Consider the following 19,866-nt stretch of genomic DNA (forward strand, 5'->3'; position numbering starts at 1 on the left):
TCAGATCACTCTGCTTTCTGCGCCCGCGGGTGGATGCGGATGCCGGGCGCATCTTCCGGGGTGCCGATGAACTCGATCCCGGAACCTTCAAGGCTCTGACGCAGCGCCCGCAGATTCGGCTGTGTGCAGCTCGGCACGCCGTCCTCCGCCTCGATCCGCTTGATCGTGCTGGCGCTGACACCGCTCTTTTGGGCCAGATCGGAGATGCTCCAGCGCAAAACATGCCGTGCGGCCCGAATTTGCTCACTTATGATCATTGACATTCAGCTCATATGAAACGATATAGGTCATATAGACCATATCAAGGACATAACATGCGGTCGCTTTTCTGGAAAGACGAAATTACGCGTCTCGAGGGTGCCTATGCTCCCGCGACCATCAAGGGCTACTTCACCGATATCGAGATCTTCTCCTCGTGGTGCGCCGCCCAGCGGGAGGAGCCCTTCCCCGCGACGCCCGGCCTGCTCGCGCAGTTCCTCCAGGATCAGGCGGCGTCGGGCCTCTCGATGTCGACGTTGAACCGACGCTGCTACGGCATCCGGAAGATCCACCAGCTGATGCGGCTGCCTGATCCGACGCGCGACGAAGAGGTCAACCTCGAGCTGCGCCGCATACGGAGGACCAAATTCGCCCGGCCCACGCAGGCCAAAGGGCTGACCAGCGACTTCCTCGCCGAGTTCATCGCGGGGCAGCCGGACAGCCCTTGGGGCCTGCGCAACAGGGCCATGCTGTCGCTCGGCTACGATCTGCTGACGCGGCGCTCCGAGCTTGTGGCCTTGCGTGATACCGACATGACGGCGCGGGGCGATGGGACCTACCGCTTCGTCATCCGGCGGTCAAAGGCCGATCCTTTCGGCAAGGGCCGCACGGCCTTCTGCTCACGACGCAGCGGCAAGCATCTGGAGGCTTGGCTCGAATGGCGCGGAGAGGCGACCGACTGGCTGTTCTGCCCGATCTACAAGCAGCACCCGTTGGATCGCGGTCTGAGCACGACTGCAGTGAAGGAGCTGATCAAGACCGCCGCGAAGAAAGCCGGGTTCGATGAGGAAACCGTGCTGGCCTTCTCAGGACACAGCCTGCGGGTAGGCGCCGCGCAGGATCTTCTGCGCAACGGCCATGACACTGCGGCCATCATGCGCGCCGGTGGCTGGAAATCGGTCGAGGTGCTGTCACGCTATCTGCAGGATGCCGAGCAGAACGTCTGGACCTGACGGGTGACGGTCAGGCGACGTCAAGAGGATCGCGTCCGTAGCGGTTGGTGCGCGGCTCGCTCTCGAGCAGGAACCACCAGATCAGGAGAAGAAGCCCGATACCGGGGATGAGCGCCACGAAGAGCCAGCTGCCCGACCGCCCGACATCGTGCAGCCGGCGCGCGCTGATGGCCAGCGAGGGGAGCAGCAGCGCGATCGCAACGAGGGTCGAGAGCGGGCAGATGAGCCAGATCCCAAGGTTTGGGAAGACGAGCGCGTCAACAATTGCCGCCACCGCGAGCGAAACGCCAACGAGCAGCAGGAAACGCCAGAAGTCAGCGTGGCTCGCCCTCCCGCTAAAGTGCCGCCCCATTTCGAGTTGGCGTCTTAGCCTGGTAGCTAGGTCCATCGTGGCATTCCATCAGCTGTCGTCTTCAGACGGTACATACCAGAGGAATGATATGTTTATGCGAAGAAAGGGTTTTTCCGCTATCCTTACTTGAATGCCGAGGTGATCATAGGTCGCTTTTCTGGCAGGTTGCATGAGCAGCAGAAGCTTTAGGCACAAAGGGAGGCCAACTGAAGGTGCGTCTGAGAAACGCAGATTCGGTGTCGGGAGGCGCAAAGGCGGTTTGCTCTCGCAGTGCGGCGACACCGAATGGAGTTGCGGCACTGTAAGCGACAGCGACCTGCACGATTTCTAGTCGCGCCGGTAATTTTCTCGCGATGAGCAGTTTCGGAGCGGTCGCGTGCTAAGTTCGCAGCCTCTGCCGCTACCTCGCGCATTTTCTTTGATATGCCGCCACGGCCTTCCCTAACGTCGCCCTGACACCGTTGCCGCAGCTTCAAGTTGTCAAATTGCGTTGGGCCGGTTAGCTGGCATCAATGACGCAACGCGGCAGATAGGTCCTGAATAATGACAGAGCTGACGTGGTTTCTCGCGCAATTGCGCCCGAACGGGGCCCCGCGCGCGACGCTCAATCTCAGGCGGCAGGGGTTCACGACCTTCCTGCCGCAGTTCATCGAGCCGGCGCTGGTACGCAACCGCCCCGTCGAGCGGCTGAGGCCGCTGTTCCCCGGCTACCTTTTCGTGCAGGCGGACCGGCTTGAGCCGCGCTGGACGACGATCAACTCGACCTTCGGTGTCTCACGTCTCGTCTCGCTGGACCGTCGCAGCCCTACCGCCGTACCGCCGGAAATCATCCAAGCGCTGATCGACGCGTGCAGCGAAGAAGGCGTGCTGCGCCCGCCGCCACCGCTCGCTCCCGGCGATACGGTGGAGCTGCGCAGTGGTGCCTTTTTCGGCCGGTTCGGAACGGTGGAGACCCTGTCGGACAGCGAGCGGGTGTCAATCCTACTCGACTGCATGGGCCGCGCCGTCCGAGTGAACCTGCCGCTGCGCGAAGTCGCCCGGGTTGTGGAAACTGGTTAGGCAGCCACCAGCACAAGGTAGAGAAGTGCTTGTTGAGGGACGCGATAGACAAACCCAACCGAACGCTTTGAGCTACCCCCCCCAGAAAATCCAACACTGACGGAAGCTACGATCTGGAGTCTGCTGATCTCGAAGCACGAGGAGATCAGGACATGTAGAGACGCCGGAACCGCGACGCGACCTTCAAGGCGCGTGTGGCGCTGGAGGCCGTGAAGGGAGAGCGCACAGTGTCGGAACTGGCCGCCGAATATGGCGCATCCGACGATGACCCATCAATGGGCGCGGTCACTGCTGGAGGGTGCCGCAGGCATCTTTGGCGCGGCGGCAAGACTGCTGTGGCGGCAGAGGTTGCCGAAGAAACGATCCGTGACCTGCATCCCAAGACCGGAGAGCTGGCTGTCGCCGACGATTTTTCGTCACAAATGCTCAAGCTTGGATCGGCAAGTGAGGCGTGGGATGATCGAACGCTCACATCCCAAGCTGTCAGTGGGCGCGCAGTGCCGCCTGCTGTCGATCGCGCGATCGTCGTTCTATTACGCGCCGTAGGGCGAGACGGCGATGAACCTCGACGTGATGCTGTTGATCGCCAAGCAGTTCCTGGGACGCGCCGTTCTACGGTTCCGCCAGATGACACGGCACTTGCAGAACGAAGGCCATCCCGGGCATCGTCGAAAGGCTTTCGGCCAGTGAAAGAATGTATATTTTGTTGAAATGCATGGGACGCGCCGTCAGCGTCAGCTTGTCCTCAACTGATGTCTCCCGCGCAGCTCGAGCAAGCTGATTAAGTAAGGTTTGGGCAGCAGTGATCCATAGCGACTGTTAGGCAGCTGCTGCTTTTGTGCTATTCTAGAAAAAACACGGCGAGCCCCGTCACAGCTGTAACCCTTGCCCACGTACACCGACATTGCTGCAACACCTGCGGCCCTCTGAAGCTGCGGATCGTCGCAACCAAAGGAGGCTTGTATTTTGTTAACCGCTATTCTCGCGGTTAACCATAATTTTGGAAGTCAGCTCAATGGCGCGACTTAGTTAGCCGCAGGCGCATTCTGGATGGCGACAAGCAGCGCCTGCAATTGAGGCGTTGATCCAGTCCGGCTGATCAAGGCCGTAACCCGCGCTGCAGCATAAGCCCGTTGTTGTGCCGTCAAAGGCGGCACGCCTTGAGCCGTCACCTGGAGCGCAAGCGCATTGCCGGCTGCCAGTGCAGCAGAAATAGCCTGCGGGCTGCCAGCAACCGCACCCCCGCCGACGCCCGTAGTTGGCGTGTTGAAGGGTATGACAAGGGGGGGCTCAATCGGCTCAACGATCGTGACCCCGGCGGCAGCAATTCCGACGGTCGAGACGAACGCACCGGCTGCCAACGCTGAAAGAGTTCTGATGTTGAGGCGCATCATTGAAATCCTTTGAAGAGGTCGGTGGTCGCGAAGGACACAGCAAGCACAGCACGCTGTTGCTCTTCGTCGTCGAAAACATCATTCAGCGTCAGCGTTGTCACTGCAGATTCGAACCACGGCAGTTTCGCGCCCATACCGACGTTGACGTAGTCGCCGTTGTAGGAGGTGCTTGCGCTGAAGAACTCAGACAGGCCGATGCCCGCGCCGAGGATTGGAGATACGTTACTGTCCCCATCACCGTCGTGCGATGTAACCCCTGCAGTAAGCATGAGGGGATACATTTCACCCGACTGCCCGCCCCCTACCTCGTTGAAGGTCGTGACCGCCATTGTTGTGCGGATGTCCATGCCTGACGAGTCCCCCCAGGGGGCCAGTCCGTCGAAGTTGACCGCGGCGTAAGTATTGCCCGCGTTACGGAAGATCCGTGTCCCGAACTTGGCGGACAAATAACCTGAGTCGCCAAAGTCGTCCCAGTCAGCCGAGGTAATGTTGACCGTAACCTGACCACCGACGCCCGATTCGGGATCTCCGAAGCCGGCACCAAGCGAGAGCGATCCATCAATGCCAGAACCTGGCGCGTTGCGTTGGTCGGTTCCCGAGACAGAGCCGAACACCAGTCCGCGGCTTGCCACCGTGCCGGACCCGATCCCCTGAATTGAGACAAGTTTCTGAGGTTGCACTGCCCGGTTCAGATCATCCAGAGAATTGATCAGGGCCGAAGCTGTCAGCTGGGGGTCCCCAGTCACCTCGGAAGCAGACACTTGTTGAGAAAAAGCAGGCGTCGCTACCGAGATTGTCCCCGCAGCGGCAACAACCAGAAACATATACCTGTCGGGTGTCATTTTATTAGCTCCATACAATCCGTACTAGTCGCAAGCCAGTGAGCTGCTTGGCAAATCGGCGCGCGTTACGGCAGACACTCCGGCTATGGAGCGGCGATAGCAAGGGCAGCATCGTAATTTATGTCAACTGTGGCGCGAGTGCCAGCTGGAGCGGGCCTTTGCGACCGACGGGTGCGATAACGTCTCGTTAATACCGCGACCGTTAGTGCCCATGGGCGTCCACCTCAGGCGGAACTGCACGTCTCGTGCGCATCGGCAGGTAGCTGATGACTCGGTGGATATGCCCCATCGGACTTCATCACTTTTTATGCGCACCGCCGCCGGTTCCAAAATGGGACAAAAGCTATTGCGGTTTAAACCGGCTTGCGAACCCCACCGGGGGATATCCAACAGAGAATAATCTTCGACTGGGAGGCCGCTCAAGCACCGGGCCTAGCGACAGCATGGCGGGCCTCCCGGCTGTTGCGGGCGGGTTACTCCACGGTCACCGATTTCGCAAGGTTGCGCGGCTGGTCGACGTCGGTCCCCTTGGCGATGGCGGTGTGATAGGCCAGAAGCTGCGCCGGCAGGGCATAGAGGATCGGGGCCAGCACATCGGGCACCTGTGGCATGGTCAACGTGCGCCAGCAGCCGGCGCCGGCCTCGGCCACACCCTGCGCGTCCGAGATGAGGAGCACGCGGCCGTGGCGGGCCATGACCTCCTGCATGTTCGACACGGTCTTGTCGAAGAGCACGTCGCGCGGCGCCATGACGATCACCGGCACGCGGGCGTCGATCAGCGCGATGGGGCCGTGCTTCAGCTCGCCCGATGCGTAACCTTCGGCGTGTATGTAGCTGATCTCCTTGAGTTTCAACGCACCTTCGAGGGCCAGCGGGAACATGGCGCCGCGGCCGAGGAAGAGAATGTCCTGCGCCTCGGCCAGTTCCTCGGCGATCTCGGGGTAGTCGCCGCCGCTGAGTGCGTGGTTCATCAGGCCGGGCAGGCTGGCGAGATCGGCGAGGTGTTTCTGCAGACCTTCGGCGTCGAGCCGGCCGCGATCCACCGCCGCCTTCAGCGCGAGAAGGGCGAGCACCGTCAGCTGGCAGGTGAAGGCCTTGGTCGAGGCCACGCCCACCTCGACCCCGGCGAGGATCGGCAGGGCCAGATCGGATTCGCGGGCGATGGAGGAGGTGGGGACGTTGACCACCGAGACGATCTTGGCCACCTTCTCCTTGGCATAGCGCAGGGCGGCCAGCGTGTCGGCGGTCTCGCCCGACTGGCTGACGAAGAGCGCCCAGGAGGTCGGGGACAGCGGCGGTTCGCGGTAGCGGAACTCCGAGGCGATATCGACCTCGACCGGCAGGCCCGCGAGCTGCTCGAACCAGTATTTCGCCACATGGCAGGCATAGGAGGCGGTGCCGCAGGCGACCATGGTCAGCCGGTCGACGCCGGTGAAATCGACCGGCAGGTTGAGGTGCTGATCCTGCACGTAATGGCGCAGCGCATCGGCCAAGACCACCGGCTGCTCGGCGATCTCCTTGGCCATGAAATGCTTGTAGCCGGCCTTCTCGATCCGCGTGGCCGACAGCTGGATGCGGGTCATGGCGCGGTTCACCCGGCGGCCCTCGGCGTCGAAGATCTCGGCGCCGGCGCGGGTGATGACGGCGCGGTCGCCTTCTTCGAGATAGGTGATCTCGTCGGTCATGGGGGCAAGCGCGATGGCGTCGGAGCCGACGAACATCTCGCCCTTGCCGTGGCCGATGGCCAGCGGCGAGCCCTTGCGGGCGGCGATCATCAGGTCGTCCTCGCCGTCGAAGAGGAAACAGAGCGCGAAGGCGCCGTGCAGCCGGGCGATGGTGGCGGTGGCCGCCTCGACCGCGTTCATGCCCCTGGACATGTGCAGCTGGGTGAGGAGGGCGACGGTCTCGGTGTCGGTCTGGCTCTCGGCGGCGAAGCCCGCCTCGGACAGCTCCGCGCGCAGCTCGCGGAAGTTCTCGATGATGCCGTTATGCACCACGGCGACGGGGCCGGCCTTGTGCGGATGGGCGTTGACCACCGTGGCCGCGCCATGGGTAGCCCATCGGGTGTGGCCGATGCCCGCCTTGCCCGACAGCGGCTCATGCACCAGAAGGTCTGACAGGTTCACCAGCTTGCCTACCGCGCGGCGGCGGTCGAGCGTGCCGTGGTTCACCGTGGCGATCCCGGCGCTGTCATAGCCGCGATACTCCAGCCGCTTCAGCGCCTCGACCAGCAGCGGGGCAACCTCGTGATCCCCCAGAACGCCCACGATGCCGCACATGTCACATGCCTTCTCTGGCAGCCTTGGCCGCCTTTTCTTAACATCGCATCGCCTCCATTGAAGCAACACATTTCTGTAATCATCTAGACAAAGCAACTTCTTCCAAGAGTTCAGCCATCCTGCGCGCCAGCTCGCGCCGATCGTATTTGCGGGCGGCCACCGGGCCTGCGCATCGCATGGCCCCCAGCACCCCCGGGCTAGCATGAAGACACGCGATAGCAACAGCCATATCCTCAGCGGCCTCCGGCAGAGCAGTCATTCCAACGGCATTCCCGATCACAATTTCGGCGGATTCACCCTCAACACAATGCAAGACAGGAATGCCCATCGCCATGCATTCGAATAGCTTCGAAGGGATCACCGACTTGAATAGATTGGATCGCCTCAAATGAATGACCGCGACATCCAGTAAAGACCAGTATCGAGCAACCTCCTCCCGAGGGACTGAACCCACCATAAAGACATTATCCAGACCTTCGTCCCGGACCCTTGCTTCAAGCTTAAGGCGTTCTGCTCCATCTCCAAGAATGAGCACACGCACATCCTGAGTTGCCGCATTGCTAGCTAGCAATTTGGCGGCATCCAGCAGAGTGTCGAGTCCATGCGCCAATCCAAGTGTACCGACATAACCAACAACGAATTTTTCGCCTAGTTTGTATTGTGAAAGCAGCCCAGAATCTTTGGTACGGGGAGTGAAACTTGATACATCAACCCCGTTGGTTATAACTCGAAGCTTATCTGAGGCGATACCACGCTGCATAAGGTTTTCAGTAAAGGCATGAGTTAAACAAATAACCAGATCAGCCCGCCGATAAAGAAATATTTCGACCCGTTCTAGTAAGTTCAATAGCCTGCTGCCCTTAATCGCGCCGACGGCGCGTATTGACTCTGGCCATATGTCGCGCAACTCAAATACGAATGGACGGCGCTTTAAGGCTGCAACAGCCCAAGCCGCGCAGACGGTAAAAAACTGAGGGGAGGTGCCCAATACTAGGTCCACCTTTCGGATTGGCAACCCCGCAAAAAACGCGGTGACCATGTAACTCAGATAGTCGAGGACGCGCAACCCAAAGCCCTCATTGCGCGTCATATAACTCCAGACGCGAATTACTCGGATGCCAGCGGTGTATTCAGATTGCCAGAGGCGGTTCCTGTAGCCGGAGAAAACTTTTCCCGTAGGGAAGTTGGGCGCACAAGTTATAACGGTAACGGTATGGCCCATTTCCACCCAGACCCGAGCATGCTCAAAAGTTCGATTTGCTGGTGCATTAGCTTCCGGCGGGAAGTTATCAGATAAGATGAGGATATGCATGGGCTAGGTCCAAGTAAGTGTCAAAGATGCGCTACCAAGTCTCAGAGGCAGAACTATGCATTGCGTTGATATACTCAAGCCAAACTCCGGATGCCAAGTAGTATCGTCGATCCAAGCACGAGCACCACCCGCATGCCAGCGCAAGATCCGCCCGGAGAGCAGAGTAATGTTACCCCCGTCCATGCTATCATTGTTTGCCACGGCCCCCGGGGCAAGGATGTACCGCGCCTTGGATTTGACGGCTGGGAAAACATGGTCTTCAATAGTGAGCTTGTGGGCGCTCAGTGACCAGATCCGACGATGCGTCGGGGAACCTCGCAAATGACGATATCCATCATGCGAAGCTTCAGCTGATAATAGATCATCGCGTATCTTCCGCGTATGTACATCGAATGGAGAAGCGCGCCTCCCCACTCGAAACCCGCTCCACACCTCCGATGAATCGGCGCTCTGAACAGTAACTGTGCTGTGAGCCGGCGTTCCACGCTGACGAAGGCGCTCTGAACCTGTTCCATATACCGACGATCCCGAGTTAACAATTAGACGCTCCCCGAAGATAGAGAGCTCAAAGCTTAGCGTGTCTGCATGCGCATGCCCCGGGAGATAATCGGGGCCAACCCGAGCCACATCCGCCAGCACAACGGCAACGCCATTATCCAGCCGTATGTAACCGCTTTCACGAAGCCACGTCGAACCGATATTAACCTTCGGGATGACAAAACCTAGTCTCGATGCATAGTCGAAGAGGGAGCCTGGGCTTGGTGAAACGCCAAATGCCGCATCATTGAAAAAGGAAATTTCGCCATCGGGATGGATCATCGTTGCCAACCATGCAAGCATAGACGGGACCCGATCAGAGCATGTCCTCGCTAGATCGCTTTGACAAAAGGCATTTGCCACGTTTACCAAGTCTAGCATATCTTCAAGCGCCAGCGCGTGATACATGGTGCTTAACTCAAACTGACCACCGTCAGAAAGAATTTGTTCTGGGATTTCGCGAGATAGGATTGTTATCCCCATTTCTTTCCACCGCTGCGCCTCGGGCCCGTCAAAATAAAGTCCCGCAAAAATTAGGGCCTTGGCGTTGGCGAAGAGATGGTTGCCTAAGAGATGTGACTCGAGACGGCGTGTCAGCCATCGGGCCTGTACCGCAAGACTGTGAAGTGCATGATCGGGCATCGTATTGCCGGCGAATGCCCATTTAATCCAGTTAACGATCCGAAGCGAGGTGGGATAGGGCTCCCACCCAGATCCCTCACCGGGTGGATTGGCAGTGATCCAGTTGTCGATCAGCGCCTCGTGCCAAACGACCCTGCCCCGGGCATCCACCGCGTTCAAGTCATCGAAGTAGTGTTGGTTGTAGCGCCATAGCTTCTCTTTGGCGGGATCATCCCAACCGTGCACGGCGAGGTCCCCTGCCTCATTTAGTAACCTGAAGCTGCCCGGACCTGTCATGCTCGGTGGACGACATGCAGCCAGCTTCCAAACACTGCTGCGGCGTCTCAACGGAGGCGCCGGGGAAAGATCCGGCCGCGGACGCAAAATTTGAAAGGCCAATCGGCCATAGATCTGTACCGGCCGAAGGTGACGAGCGGTCCGCCAAAATGTGGAAAGTCGAGCCATTAGAGCGCTAGCGAGTTTGGCAAACAAGGGAGCAGATGCGTCCATCGCGTGAACCAAAAATCTTCCGCATTCCCTAAGTGTCTGTCACGTGTGAGCCTTAAAGGGGTATAATGCGTTTCGTGTACTCGAAGCCCATCCGTTTCCTGTGATTCAACCCGGTTGTAGACACGCCCATCATGGCCATGCGGATTGCTCGAATTGGAAGATTTGACGAAGCTATAAACGTCAATTGCCATGGTCAATAACCTGATGCGCAAAATCCCATCAACATCGAGATTTTCTAAAGTTTGGAACTTCAAGCGAAAACCGGAAGTCTTGCCAGGGCGAATTACGGCCTCGTTGCCAAAAAAACGGCTAGTTTCCATGCGGACAATGGAGCGTATACATAAAGCCTGTTCCGCGGGTCCGTTCCATGTCATAGCCGCATTGCTCGCAACGTTCGCGCGGAGGTGATGCCCGCAAGCAGCGTGGTTCACGATATAACATATGCCTTTAGGAATGATCATCATACTGTACTTAAAAAAAGGCAGCCATAGAGCATCTATTGTTCCGCCTAGACCTGACTCAATCGCGCACTTCTTCTGCAAGCTCGATGGATACACGTGACACTTCCAAGATTTCCACCTTGGGGATGGGAATCGGCTTCGAGTTTATCACGGACTCCAGAAAAAGCGAGACGAAGGGTTTTGCGCCCTTGTCCTGCCGCCAGAGATTCATCCTTCTGAAATTGGGCCACCCCCAGCCGCGGAGCTTACGGAAGTTGTCCAACTGCAACACCCTGCCGGCCGTGAAGACCTCGACTCGCTCCTTAGGAAAGCCCTTGTTCCCATTGGCGAGATAAAGGATTGAGGCGACCGACCCGTCTGCAAATTCAAGCGTTAGGCTGACCTTATCATCACGCACTGCGTTCCCGTGATGACGGCCTAGAGCAACCGCCCGATGTGCCGTAATTGGATGTCCGACTAAATGCCGGGCAAGATCAATGAAATGGCAGGCTTCGCCGATTATCCGCCCGCCGCCAACTTTGTGATCTTGCGTCCAATGCTCAGGCGGAATATCGCCCGCATTTACTGTGATAACCACGTTCTTCGGCACGTCAATTGGCGCAAGCAACGATTTCATTTTAACAACTTGTGGAGCAAAGCGGCGATTGAAGCCGACTAGGAGGTGCTGGTCGGGGCGGAGCATAATCTCTGACTCAATCTGGGCAAGTTCCGCCAGCGACAGACATAGTGGCTTCTCGCAAAAGACATGTTTATCTGCACGTAGGGCAGCTAGAACCTGACCCGCATGAGACCCGTGGCGCGTAGCGATCACAACAGTATCAATGTCTCTGTTATCCAATACAGCTTCAATCTCAGTGGCTGCTTGGACAAAACCGAATTTTTTCCCAAAATGTACTGCACTGACGCCACCGCTGCTGACAATGCTGTGCAGGTTGGCGCCTGCGGCACTGAAAGCCGGGATAAGCACGCGGCTCGCATAGTTTCCCGCCCCCAAGAACCCAACCACGCCCTTTCCAGCCCGAGGACTACCACCTATAAACAAGCGCCGCTGCGGCGGCGTATCTGTTAGCGGCTGTTGATAAGTTAACAATATGCCCATCGAGGGTTCCACCGCCGTGAGCAGTGACATAGCCTGCGCGGCGTCGCTGATTATAATTCTGTGCGTAATCAGAGGCTTAACACAAAGAGTCCCCGCGGCCATGAGATCGAGAACGGCCTCAAAGTTCCTTTGCTCTGTCCATCGCACAAATCCAATGGGATAGTCCTGGCCACTCTCCTCGTAGGACGGATCATAGCGCCCGGGTCCATACGAACAGGACACTTGGAAAGTCAATTCCTTCTCGTAGAAATCGGCGCGACTTAGATCCAACCCAACTACCCCAACCAGCACGATGCGCCCGCGCTTACGGCACATCTGCGCTGCCTGCTTGACTATCTCATTGCCCGAAGAAGACGCAGTGATGATCACTGCATCTACCCCCGAACCGCGTGAGAAGGCGGCAGCCCGATCAAGCACATCCTCACCGGCAGAGGGATCAACGGTTTCGGCACCAAAACGTCTTGCAAGCTCTAGGCGCTCCGAATTGAAGTCGATACCTAGGACTCGACAGCCCTGAGCGCGAAGCATCTGTACCGTCATTAGCCCAATAAGGCCGAGCCCGGTAACAACAACACACTCGCCAAGAGTGGGTTGCGCAAGACGTATGCCCTGTAGCCCAATAGCAGCAAGAACGGTGAAGCTTGCCTCCTCATCCGTCACACCGGCTGGGATCCGCGCGCACAGGTTCTTAGCAACAGAGACTATCTCCGCATGCTTACCGTTGGAAACGATCCGGTCCCCCGGAAAAAACCCATCGGCGCGTGCTTCGATCACCCGCCCGACATTGCAATATCCTAGAGCCAATGGTTGATCGAGCTTTGCGCGGACCGCATCCAACGTCGAAGCGACACCATCGACTCGAGCCTTTTCTAAGACCTGCTTAACTTTTTCGGGCTGAGAGCGAGCCTTCTGGACCAAACTCGCCCTGCCAAATTCAACGAGCATGCGTTCCGTGCCGGCCGAAACGAGGCTCACGCTGGTGCGCGACAAAATCTGCCCGCTTGCGCATTGCGGCGCAGGAACGTCGGCCACCATAGTTGTACCGTCGCGCAATGATTGAAGTAGCTGTTTCACAAAAGTTTGCCCCTTACTTACGTATGCTGTCTTAGGCGAGACGGAGTGCTCACACTTTTCTTAAGCGGATTAGAGACTGGTCAATCACCATAACAATCGAAGCCCCAATAAAGATCAAAACGAATTTGTTCACCACCCCACCAAGGTCATCAAAGTAGACATTAAAAAATCCATTCCAGATAACAAAGCCGGAGAAAAATCTACCGTATATACCTGATTTCTCCAGCAACCTAACGGAGAGACAAATTAACAATATATAGAGAGCGAAGGCTAATGGGCCCAAGACAAGTCCAAATCCGAGGACCATCTCGTAGATTAGCCCCACAGTCACCGAACTGGAGTGCACACCGCCGTCAAACCATTCTGGGAATAGTGAACGCGCCGCCGCGACGCCTGTTGACTCCCCCTTGTCCGGAAAAAATGCTCTAGGAAGAAAATTGAACAGGCCCGAAAAAAATGTTTTGAAGGTCCCCAACCAGATCTCGTTGCGCTCTGCACTACTTAAGTGGTGTGCCAGAATTTCTAAATGGGAATTCGCAAGAGGGACTGGCTGACGATCACTCAACTCCCGAGCGAGTTGCACAGTGGATTGCACGTCTAAGTCTCTGGATGCACCAGATAAGATCGATCTAACAGCTCCAGAGATAAAATTGGCCGGCACCGAAGCGACCGCCAAGATGGCGGCCGCTACGGCGGTTAAAAATCGTCTGCGACTAATATCGAAGCCTACAAAACATAAACCAACCACTATCAGAATAAGAAACACTATCGACCTGTAACCCGCTAAAAAGAAAAAGATGAGCGCTAAAAGAGGGGCAACCCAGAAGAACATAGAACTTTTTGAACGACCAGTGCGGAGCATATTAAACGTCGCGGCGAGCCCTAGGAACCCAAAAATGAAAATGTACCCCTTTCCGGAGCGCCCGCTAAGTCTATCCGAAAAGTCCACAATAAAATAGACCTGCGCCAGCGCCGCCACACCAATCAGGCACAGCACAGAAACTATCTGATTCACCCGAGAAAAAGTCGCATCGCGCAATGGACTAAGATAGGCGATTTTTGGTCTTACCGCGATAATAGCGACGCAACCCAACGCAAAGGACCATAGTACCGCGACAAGCGCTATAACGCGAGATTCAATAGACGCACGTATGCTTCCGCTATCGTTGAGGAGCAGCAAGCTAGCGATCGATAAGGCATACTGGAAAGAAAATCCAAAAATAAAGACCGCCAATACTATGGAAAATTTGCCGGGGAACAATGCGAAGAAAAGAAAAAACGTGAAAAGGAAGGCAACAGCAGAAAGCATTTTTTCGCGAGGCCTTTTCCATTTAGAACATACTTGTAGTACTTGTGCAAACACAAGTCGTCTAGTCCGTTACTAACTCATTTTTGTAAATCCAGTCAGCAATAGGCATAAATGCCTCATCCCAGAGAGGAGCTACCTTGCCATACTCGAAAGTACGAGCCATCCGAGCTTCCCAAACATCACTACGAACTTCCCTAAGGACGGCTATCAAACTCTCTAAATCACCCCAAACAAACGTTGCCCCGAGACCGGCACCTTCGACAAACTTCGAAACCACTGTTTCCCTGTTGATGATTACAGGAGTACCGCAAAAAATCGCGTCATAGATTTTATTGGGAGCTGCAAGGCGGTTGATCAGCAAACCTGGATCATACCCGCAGAATATTGCCCGCGCGTCAGCACAAAGCTCTAGGGCGTCCGAACTCGAGACATACCCAGTAAATTGGATGTTGGCATCCTCTCCGAATCGGTGGCGAATCTCATCAGAAATTTTACCGACTACCGATACTCTTAGATTGAGGCATCGACTCGCTTCCAGTAGAAGATCACAGCCGCGGTTCGCGTCGATGTTGCCGGTCGCTATCACGTCGAACGTCCGTTCTTCTTTAATGAAAGGAAGGTCCGACCGCATAGGAGTATTTGGCACGGTGAAAGTGGGACGATTATCACCGCTCCTCGTCCCCAATGTGTCATATCTATGCTCACTAACTTGAATACTTAGTGCCGCCTTTTGGTAAACCAATGTTTCAAGCTGCCTGATCAAGTATTTTATCGGTGGCGGCAACTTATACCTATCTGCGTACGTGTCGAGCACATCATAAATATATGCCTTGCCGCTAAGGTAAGCAGCAAGACCTGCCTCGAGATCGGCCGCATATATCATGTCGAGCTCTGTTCTCCGTAGCCGCCATGCCGCAGCAAGTGACCATATCGGAGCCAAGAAGGCCTTCCTGATAGATTTCGACGGGACTGAAGGTCCGACATGTACAACGTTGACGCGAGAATCTAATCTCGCGCCCCCGCGTAAGCAGCCAAAGTAAGTTAAATTTGACTGGGATAGTGAATGCGCGACCTTCCTCATGCGAACACAAGGAGAGTCCAACATTTGCACGATAGCAATTTCTTTCATTCGTGATACACTTTCCTCGCCACAGCTCTCGCGTCGCCAACGACGATGCCCGGATTTCCTACTACTACCGAGTATTCCGGTATATTACCGCGAACTACGCTGCCTGCCCCCACAATAGATCCTCTGCCCACGTTTGCACCCGGCATAATAATTGCCCCAGTCCCAACAAACACATAATCTTCAAGACGTATGCATCGCTTGACGCCTTTTACCTCAATGTCATCGCCCCAAAGGCTTTTTGCAACTGTATAGTGCGACCAGTCATGGGTCAGCAAGCGGACGTTTGACGAAATGGTGACGCCATGTCCGAGTGAGATGCTCTCATACCTGTCCCCGTCAAACCATACTTGGGCAGAGATGTAATTGAGCCTCCCGTTTACGCGGACTCCCAGTTGCGTGAGCGCTATCTGGGTTAACCGAGTGCAAAGCGGGGGAGAACAGACCCAGATGGGATACCTGATAAATCTTAGAAATACCTTCAATAGGATCTTACGAGCATTCATTTTTTTGCATCCAAGAGTATGCGGCCATTGACATAACTAGCTGCATTAACCCGCTCAGCAGGAATACAAATGCAGCGTTTACAGCGTTTATTGGCAGTAGAATTAAGATGCAAATACAGCATAAGGAATTCAAGGCGGTGAGCGTGACGTTTAAGAATTCGCTATGCACCGTGGATATTGCTCGAACGAAGGGGACGCTTAAACATATGCAGACTCCTGAGCCTAACATATATAAGATGACTTCTTGATCTAGAGGCGGGAGCCACTCGGTATAATCAAACGAAGATATCGCGGCGATGATTGCAATCACCGGCACCAGAAGCATTTTGGTGATCCTAACAGCGTCTCGACGCACCTCCTTGAACTGGATCTCGCCGGAACTGGAGAAAAGCTTTGCATATCGAGCCAGCATTTCCGCGCCCAGTATGCCCGCACCCACTATTATAAGGGCTCTAAGTTGCAAGGCAAAACTGAGCTTTCCCATTTGGACTGCACCGCCATGGTCGAATAGAATCTTTGCGGTGGCCATGTACAATACACTCGAAGCGGCGCCGCTCAGGGCGAACTGAAAGACGCTGAGGTATCTGGGACCTCCTAGCTTATGTTCCTGAGAAATGCTCTCTATAAATTTCAGAGTTCTGCACAATGCACATAAATAGCACAAGGCGAGCGATGCGATTATACCTGATGGTCCAAGGTACACCGACGCAATTACGCCGATCAGCGTTCCCCCGATGATAAAGCCTCCGGTGTTACCAGCGGCAAATTTGGCTAGGCCACCTGCCTGCAGCGTTCCATTTACCACTTGCGCGGCGGTCGATGTGCCTGCCAGCCCCGCGGTCAATAGGAGTAGCAAGAGGTTGTACCCACTTAGCTGAGCCCAGAACGACCACAATACAAAGACGAACGCAGCGGCTCCCAAAACCGTGTATAACGGCACATTGAGCTTGCGCCTTTCGTGGTCCCCTTCTTCGCTCTTTAAAGCTGCTAAATATCCGGGGTGACCAAATACCTGAGAGGAGGAAGTAATTGCAATGAAGGCTACGCCCAAAAGTCCAAAATCGCTTGCTGACATAAAGAGCGAAGCTGAGAGCACACCAAATGATATAGACCCTCTTGAGAGTACCGCGAGAACTGTATACCATTTCAGCATATAATGATTGACTCCCGTGCCGAACCAATCCCCTAGCAGCAACATTGGAACCCGGTTCTAATTTAAGCTCCCTCGAGGAAACTTGCGCAGTGGCTGTTATCTTACCCTAGACATTTATTATTGGGTACTTTAGCCCCTTCCCAATCCTAATTGCGCATATAGACACTAGGCATTTGTTACAGGATGAGTCCATCTTGGAAAGTACCGTCCGTGTCACCCAGAACGGGAAGCAGATGATAGGCCTACTGGATCAATTACATAGTCTAACGGCCTCGCGGCTCCTAGAAATTCCCGATGCGCCACCAAAAACACATGCACGTCCGCTTTAAGAAATGCCTCTTGCATCTCGACAAGTTCAACTGTGTCCATATCTTGTGGCAGGGTCTTGATATTGGGTTCAACCGCCAGAATAGGCCCGTTGTGCCTGGTGATCAAAGTCCTAAGTATTTGTATTGCCGGACTCTCTCTTAAATCGTCTATGTTTGGTTTAAAAGCAAGACCGTAGCAAGCTATTGTTACATCCTCTGACGCTAGCAGTTGTTTTGCCTCCATAAAGGCCGCGACGACAGCGTTTATCTTGTCAAGGACCCATTCTGGCTTGCTATCGTTGACAAGACGGGCGGCACGAATGACATTGCTTTCTGCCGGAGCCTTAGCAACGATAAACCAGGGATCTACGGCAATGCAGTGACCGCCAACACCTGGGCCGGGCGAAAGGATCTTCACCCGAGGGTGCCGGTTTGCCAACCGAATTAGCTCCCAAACGTCTATTTCTAGCTTATCACAGATGACCGAGAGCTCATTGGCAAACGCGATGTTGATGTCACGAAAACTGTTTTCTGTTAACTTGCACATTTCAGCCACTCGAGGTCCCGACGCAATGATGCAATCACCCGTCACAAACGATTTGTACAGCCGCGCCGCAAGCGCAGAGCAACGAGGAGTCATGCCGCCAATCACTCGGTCATTGGTAACGAGCTCCTGCATCACTTTACCCGGGAGCACCCTTTCCGGGCAGTGAGCAATGCGGATATCTGATGCGTCCCCCAAATTTTGTGGGAAGGTTAAGTCGGGTCGAGCTTCCGAAAGCCAGTCCGCCATAACTTCTGTCGTGTCAACGGGCGATGTTGACTCAAGAATAACTAAGTTGCCAGGCTCAAGGACAGGCGCAATAGCTTTCACTGCTGACTCGATGAATGAAAGATCCGGCTCGTGGTCGTTTCCCTTGAAAGGCGTTGGGACGGCGATTAGAAAGGCGTCAGCAGGCTCGGGCTTTAGGGTGGCGCGTAAGTAGCCTTCGCTCACCGCTGCATGTACAATCATGTCGAGATCCGGCTCGACGATATGTATCTCGCCTCTGTTGATCATCTCCACAGCTCGATGATTTACGTCAACACCAATGACCTCGAACTTTCTTGATGCAAACATTGCCGCGGTAGGCAGCCCAATGTATCCGAGGCCGATTACCGAAATCCTCTTGAAGTTCACATCATCCATATCAACTCTCGTTTAGGTTGTTTGCGTAGCTTAGAATTGCGTCTCGGATACGAAATGACGCATGACCGTCGCCGTATGGATTGTGCGCGTGTGCCATTCGACCATATGCATCTTCATCGTCCAGCAAAAGGGAAACCTGCGCAAATATCTTAACTGGATCAGTGCCCACAAGACTGACTGTGCCCGCTTCCACAGCTTCCGGCCGTTCGGTCGTATCTCGCATGACCAATACCGGTTTCCCCAGTGACGGAGCCTCTTCTTGGACACCTCCTGAGTCAGTCAATATCACATGAGACCTCCGCATTAGATGAACAAAAGGCAAGTAATCTTGCGGCGGAATCAGATTTATACCACTGATCCTACCTAGACGTGCTTCCACTGGTCCTTTGACGTTCGGGTTCAGATGCACAGGATAGATTATTTGTACATCTTGGCGCGCGGCTAGGCGCTCCAAGGCGTCGCATATCCGCTCGAAGCCGGCGCCGAAACTCTCACGGCGATGGCCGGTAACTAAAATTATCCTCTTAGTCAAATCAATGCCAAGAAGACTATCAAGATCGGAACTTCGCTCCGCATCTGCATCGAGCTTATCTACAACCCATAATAGTGCGTCCACAACTGTATTACCGGTCACGAAGACTCGAACACCATCCACGTTCTCCGCCATGAGATTTAGACGAGATTGTTCCGTTGGCGCAAAATGAAGGTGAGCAATTGCCCCGGCAACCTTGCGATTAACTTCTTCGGGCCACGGTGAATAGATGTTGCCAGTTCTGAGGCCCGCCTCAACGTGGCCTACCGGTATTCTCTGATAGTAGGCTGCAAGCGAAGTTGCTAAGGTCGTGCTGGTGTCGCCGTGTACTAAGACGAGATCGGGACGATAAGCCTCGAGGATGGATTTCAATCCGGCGAGGACGTCGCTAGTTATTTCGGTAAGACCTTGTCCAGGCTTCATGATGTTCAAATCGAAATCCGGAACGATCTCGAATAGTTTAAGGACTTGATCTAGCATCTCTCGATGTTGAGCAGTGACGGCAACCCGAATGTCCACTCCATAAGTTTCGTTTAACAGCTTCACCACTGGGGCCATCTTAATGGCCTCCGGACGTGTACCGAAGACGGTAAGAATTTTGATCACGGCGGAGCAACCTCTCTTGTCGGCTGGATTGACGTTTAGGGGCAACAATCTTTGCTCTTGTCTAGGAGAAGTGGTCGTTGCTCCAGACGCTTCGCGGAAATAAGCATTCCGGTTTTTTTTATAACGTTAGAGGGACGAGTTTAGGTCGCGCCTGCAGAGCGCTTCGCTCATATGACGTCGGTTTTTCGTCTAGGGTTTCTATTTCTCGACGAGTCAGAAGGCGTTACGTCGCGTAAAATATATATTGCGTCCAGAGTTTCATTCCCGTAGGCGTAAGCATTTCCCGTAATGCACCATCTCAGAGACGCCGATCGTAAATCCGACTGAAGCGCCATGAGTACGAAGGGAAGCGGTAAATGCGTTGCTTCCGCGTCCCAAAGGCAGGG

Annotated in this window: 17 protein-coding genes; 3 read left to right on the forward strand and 14 right to left on the reverse strand. The window is 55.2% G+C overall.

Translation table 11 applies throughout. From position 1 onward, the window contains the following. Window positions 1–5: 5 nt before the first annotated feature. Window positions 6–263: a helix-turn-helix domain-containing protein gene (locus tag AC3A5Z_RS13775; protein WP_487519915.1), complete on the reverse strand. Its 258-nt coding sequence runs from the start codon at window positions 261–263 to the stop codon at window positions 6–8. A 51-nt stretch (window positions 264–314) separates the two neighbouring features. Between AC3A5Z_RS13775 and AC3A5Z_RS13780 the strand changes: the two genes are divergently transcribed. Continuing rightward, window positions 315–1,211, forward strand: coding sequence for a tyrosine-type recombinase/integrase (locus AC3A5Z_RS13780; protein ID WP_487519916.1), 897 nt, complete (start codon window positions 315–317; stop codon window positions 1,209–1,211). 10 nt (window positions 1,212–1,221) lie between these two features. Here AC3A5Z_RS13780 and AC3A5Z_RS13785 read toward each other — a convergent pair whose 3' ends face one another. Beyond that, the gene (locus tag AC3A5Z_RS13785) at window positions 1,222–1,599 is read right to left on the reverse strand and encodes a DUF805 domain-containing protein (RefSeq protein ID WP_487519917.1); all 378 of its coding nucleotides are present in this window, start codon (window positions 1,597–1,599) and stop codon (window positions 1,222–1,224) included. 507 nt (window positions 1,600–2,106) lie between these two features. Between AC3A5Z_RS13785 and nusG the strand changes: the two genes are divergently transcribed. After that, a complete protein-coding gene (gene nusG / locus AC3A5Z_RS13790; RefSeq protein ID WP_487519918.1) occupies window positions 2,107–2,622 on the forward strand; it encodes a transcription termination/antitermination protein NusG in 516 nt (171 codons plus the stop codon). A 558-nt stretch (window positions 2,623–3,180) separates the two neighbouring features. After that, window positions 3,181–3,312 carry a hypothetical protein gene (locus AC3A5Z_RS13795; protein ID WP_487519919.1) on the forward strand — a complete coding sequence of 44 codons (132 nt, stop codon included), beginning with the start codon at window positions 3,181–3,183 and terminating at the stop codon, window positions 3,310–3,312. Window positions 3,313–3,647: 335 nt separating this feature from the next. Here AC3A5Z_RS13795 and AC3A5Z_RS13800 read toward each other — a convergent pair whose 3' ends face one another. From AC3A5Z_RS13800 to wecB, 12 genes are all read right to left on the reverse strand, one after another. Further along, on the reverse strand, window positions 3,648–4,013 hold the full coding sequence (locus AC3A5Z_RS13800) for a hypothetical protein (RefSeq protein WP_487519920.1): 366 nt from the start codon (window positions 4,011–4,013) through the stop codon (window positions 3,648–3,650). Continuing rightward, window positions 4,013–4,858: a hypothetical protein gene (locus AC3A5Z_RS13805; RefSeq protein WP_487519921.1), complete on the reverse strand. Its 846-nt coding sequence runs from the start codon at window positions 4,856–4,858 to the stop codon at window positions 4,013–4,015. Before AC3A5Z_RS13805 ends, AC3A5Z_RS13800 begins: the two co-directional genes overlap by 1 nt. A 473-nt stretch (window positions 4,859–5,331) precedes the next feature. Then, the gene (gene glmS, locus AC3A5Z_RS13810; RefSeq protein WP_487519922.1) at window positions 5,332–7,137 is read right to left on the reverse strand and encodes a glutamine--fructose-6-phosphate transaminase (isomerizing); all 1,806 of its coding nucleotides are present in this window, start codon (window positions 7,135–7,137) and stop codon (window positions 5,332–5,334) included. A gap of 79 nt (window positions 7,138–7,216) precedes the next feature. Further along, window positions 7,217–8,449 (reverse strand): glycosyltransferase family 4 protein, encoded by a 1,233-nt coding sequence (locus tag AC3A5Z_RS13815; protein ID WP_487519923.1) that lies wholly within the window; start codon window positions 8,447–8,449, stop codon window positions 7,217–7,219. Window positions 8,450–8,452: 3 nt separating this feature from the next. Further along, on the reverse strand, window positions 8,453–9,853 hold the full coding sequence (locus tag AC3A5Z_RS13820; RefSeq protein WP_487519924.1) for a heparinase II/III family protein: 1,401 nt from the start codon (window positions 9,851–9,853) through the stop codon (window positions 8,453–8,455). 783 nt (window positions 9,854–10,636) lie between these two features. Continuing rightward, the gene (locus tag AC3A5Z_RS13825) at window positions 10,637–12,751 is read right to left on the reverse strand and encodes a bi-domain-containing oxidoreductase (protein ID WP_487519925.1); all 2,115 of its coding nucleotides are present in this window, start codon (window positions 12,749–12,751) and stop codon (window positions 10,637–10,639) included. Window positions 12,752–12,800: 49 nt separating this feature from the next. Further along, entirely contained in the window at window positions 12,801–14,060 is a 1,260-nt protein-coding gene (locus tag AC3A5Z_RS13830; protein ID WP_487519926.1) for a hypothetical protein, read from the reverse strand. A gap of 61 nt (window positions 14,061–14,121) precedes the next feature. Beyond that, window positions 14,122–14,943, reverse strand: coding sequence for a glycosyltransferase (locus AC3A5Z_RS13835; protein WP_487519927.1), 822 nt, complete (start codon window positions 14,941–14,943; stop codon window positions 14,122–14,124). A 242-nt stretch (window positions 14,944–15,185) separates the two neighbouring features. Next, on the reverse strand, window positions 15,186–15,692 hold the full coding sequence (locus tag AC3A5Z_RS13840) for an acyltransferase (protein WP_487519928.1): 507 nt from the start codon (window positions 15,690–15,692) through the stop codon (window positions 15,186–15,188). Beyond that, entirely contained in the window at window positions 15,679–16,845 is a 1,167-nt protein-coding gene (locus tag AC3A5Z_RS13845; RefSeq protein WP_487519929.1) for a hypothetical protein, read from the reverse strand. The genes AC3A5Z_RS13840 and AC3A5Z_RS13845 overlap by 14 nt, the downstream gene beginning before the upstream one ends. A 213-nt stretch (window positions 16,846–17,058) precedes the next feature. Continuing rightward, window positions 17,059–18,342 carry a UDP-N-acetyl-D-mannosamine dehydrogenase gene (gene wecC / locus AC3A5Z_RS13850; protein WP_487519930.1) on the reverse strand — a complete coding sequence of 428 codons (1,284 nt, stop codon included), beginning with the start codon at window positions 18,340–18,342 and terminating at the stop codon, window positions 17,059–17,061. 1 nt (window position 18,343) lies between these two features. Further along, window positions 18,344–19,480 (reverse strand): non-hydrolyzing UDP-N-acetylglucosamine 2-epimerase, encoded by a 1,137-nt coding sequence (wecB, locus tag AC3A5Z_RS13855; protein ID WP_487519931.1) that lies wholly within the window; start codon window positions 19,478–19,480, stop codon window positions 18,344–18,346. Between the last annotated feature and the right edge of the window lie 386 nt (window positions 19,481–19,866).

The organism is Cereibacter sp. Soil_C_27, assembly GCF_057657095.1.